The sequence below is a fragment of the Blastomonas sp. genome, from assembly GCF_041747255.1.
In the GTDB taxonomy this organism is placed as follows: domain Bacteria; phylum Pseudomonadota; class Alphaproteobacteria; order Sphingomonadales; family Sphingomonadaceae; genus Blastomonas.
This window is the reverse complement of sequence record NZ_JBGTFM010000316.1, coordinates 1-2,598: the sequence shown is the minus strand read 5'-3', so window position 1 is coordinate 2,598 and position 2,598 is coordinate 1. Positions and strand designations below refer to the sequence as shown.

Below are 2,598 nucleotides of genomic sequence, written 5' to 3'. Positions count from 1 at the left end.
GGGAACAGCTCTGCCCGGCGGATCGGCGCGAACAGGCCCGCGTGGGCGCGCCAGTTATCTGGCTGCGGTTCATAGACCGCATCAATGACAAGACCTGTGACATCGCGCAGAGTGTCGATCCGTTTAGCCGCCCCGCACGGCCCCTCTTCGGGCAGGTTCTTGTCCTGTTCGCCAAGGTGGACCACTGGCGTGCCGCTGATCTGTGCGGCGCTGACGGCCAGCCGCCCCATGATGGATGACCCGCCCCGGTGCATTCCGAAAACATAGCGATTCATGCGGGCCTTCCTTCGACACTGTTGCCGCGTCGCCTAAAGCATTTGCAGCACCTGCGCAAACAAGGCGCGCGCCAACACCCGCGCAGCCACACCCCGCGGCCGTTTTCGTCATCCGGCGACCATAGCTGTTGTCAGAACCATCTGTTTGCGACAAAGAGAACCCCAGAATCCGAGACGGGGAAAATCGTATTATCATGACAAAGCGCGCGCTTATTACCGGTGTGACCGGTCAGGACGGGTCCTATCTGGCGGAGTTTCTGCTTGAAAAAGGCTACGAGGTGCATGGCATCAAACGCCGGGCGTCCCTGTTCAATACCGCGCGCGTCGATCACATTTATGAAGACCTGCATACGGACAATTCGCGCTTTCGCCTGCATTACGGCGATCTGACCGACAGTTCCAATTTGACGCGGATCATGTCCGAAGTGCAGCCTGACGAGGTCTATAACCTTGGCGCGCAATCCCACGTCGCCGTCAGTTTCGAGGCGCCTGAATACACCGCCGACGTCGATGCCATCGGCACCCTGCGCCTGCTGGAGGCGATGCGGTTCCTCAAGATGGAGGACAAGGCGCGGTTCTATCAGGCGTCTACGTCGGAACTTTATGGTCTGGTGCGCGAAACGCCACAGACCGAAACCACGCCTTTTCACCCCCGCAGCCCCTATGCGGTGGCCAAGATGTATGCCTATTGGATCGCCGTGAACTATCGCGAAGCCTACGGCATGTATGCCTGCAACGGCATCCTGTTCAACCATGAGAGCCCGCGTCGCGGCGAGACGTTCGTGACCCGCAAGATCACCCGCGGGTTGGCCAATATCGCCATGGGTCTGGAACAGTGTCTTTATATGGGTAATATCGATTCCCTGCGCGACTGGGGCCATGCTAAGGATTATGTCCGCATGCAGTGGCTGATGCTGCAACAGGACACGCCAGAGGATTACGTCATCGCCACCGGCGTGCAGTATAGTGTGCGCGAATTCATCACCTGGACCGCGGCAGAGCTGGGTGTCACGCTGGACTTTACCGGCACCGGCGTGGACGAGATCGCGACCATCACCAAGGTCGAGGGCGATTTGACCCCGCATATGGCCGTAGGCGATGTGGTGATGAAGATCGACCCGCGCTATTTCCGCCCCGCAGAGGTCGAAACCCTGCTGGGTGATCCGTCCAAGGCCAAAAAGAACCTGGGCTGGGTGCCCGAAATCACCGCGCAGCAGATGTGCGCAGAAATGATAGCCTCCGACCTGCGGGCCGCCCAGCGACACGCTCTGCTGAAAAGCCACGGCCTTGCTTTGCCAGTCAGTCTGGAAAGTTAGCGGCGACAGAAAGTCCATCCATGAGAGGCCGTTCCGTTAGATCCTGCAGGACTTCTTCCTGAGGCGCCGCTTCCGCCAAGAAGGCATGGTCGCGGTAGGCAGCAATCTATACAGCGTGCCCTACACCCACGACGCCGCACCGTGGAGGCCCAGAACCATCCGGTCGAGGCCCGCTAAAAGGCAAGAACAAGCGTCGGATCGACTCCAGCCATAGAATTATCCCGTTTTCAGGAGGACGACGAGATGGCCGGCAAGCGAGAGAAGCCCGAGGATAGGGGCCACACTGAAGGCCCTGATGGGAAAGGCATGATCCGGCACAGGGCGGCTGTCGCTCTCCGGAAGGTCCGGACGCTTCAATCTCCACCTTGCCCAAAAGCTCGGACGGATATACATTTCTTAGTGTAGATCATAAAAGGGGCCGGATATCATGCAGATTGCAAAATGGGGTAACTCTCTCGCCGTGCGCCTGCCTGCGGATCTTGTCCGCGAGCTTGGTCTGAAAGAGGGTGATCAGATCGATCTCTACAAGGACGGGACCACGTTTAAGGTCAGCAGGCATCCGCGCGCCGAAGACATTCTCGCGGATCTGCACCGGTTCCGGGGAAGGCTTCCTTCGTCCGGACGCCTGAGCCGCGATACGGCACATGAGCGCTGAATTCGCGGACACCAACGTCGTCCTGTATCTGCTCGACGATGGACCAAAGGCAGATCGTGCGGCAGGGATCATGGGGCAGGGACCCGTCATCAGCGTACAGGTCCTGAACGAGGCGATGGTGAACTGCCGTCGCAAGGCAAAGATGAGCTGGGACGAAACAGGCGCATTCCTTGACGGCATTCAGGCCCTGTGCCGGGTTGAACCTCTGACAGTGCAGACGCACGACGTGGGCAGGGCATTGGCCGAGCGGTATGACCTGTCGATCTATGACGCGATTATCGTGGCCGCAGCGCTTCTGGCGGGTTGCACAACGCTTTGGAGCGAAGACATGCACAACGGCCTGCTTGTCGAA

4 protein-coding genes are annotated in these 2,598 nt (G+C 59.4%); 3 read left to right on the top strand and 1 reads right to left on the bottom strand.

The features are described 5' to 3' along the window. Nucleotides 1-275: hypothetical protein (locus tag ACEW8G_RS10760; protein ID WP_373488417.1), on the bottom strand; the 275-nt coding region annotated here is incomplete at its 3' end. A gap of 194 nt (nucleotides 276-469) precedes the next feature. Between ACEW8G_RS10760 and gmd the strand changes: the two genes are divergently transcribed. The 3 genes from gmd to ACEW8G_RS10745 form a co-directional block, all read left to right on the top strand. After that, entirely contained in the window at nucleotides 470-1,591 is a 1,122-nt protein-coding gene (gene gmd / locus ACEW8G_RS10755) for a GDP-mannose 4,6-dehydratase (protein WP_373488416.1), read from the top strand. A 427-nt stretch (nucleotides 1,592-2,018) separates the two neighbouring features. Beyond that, complete coding sequence (locus ACEW8G_RS10750) at nucleotides 2,019-2,246, top strand: AbrB/MazE/SpoVT family DNA-binding domain-containing protein (RefSeq protein ID WP_373488415.1); 228 nt, start codon at nucleotides 2,019-2,021, stop codon at nucleotides 2,244-2,246. Beyond that, a partial coding sequence (locus tag ACEW8G_RS10745) for a PIN domain-containing protein (RefSeq protein WP_373488414.1) occupies nucleotides 2,236-2,598 on the top strand: 363 nt, incomplete at its 3' end. The genes ACEW8G_RS10750 and ACEW8G_RS10745, both read left to right, overlap by 11 nt.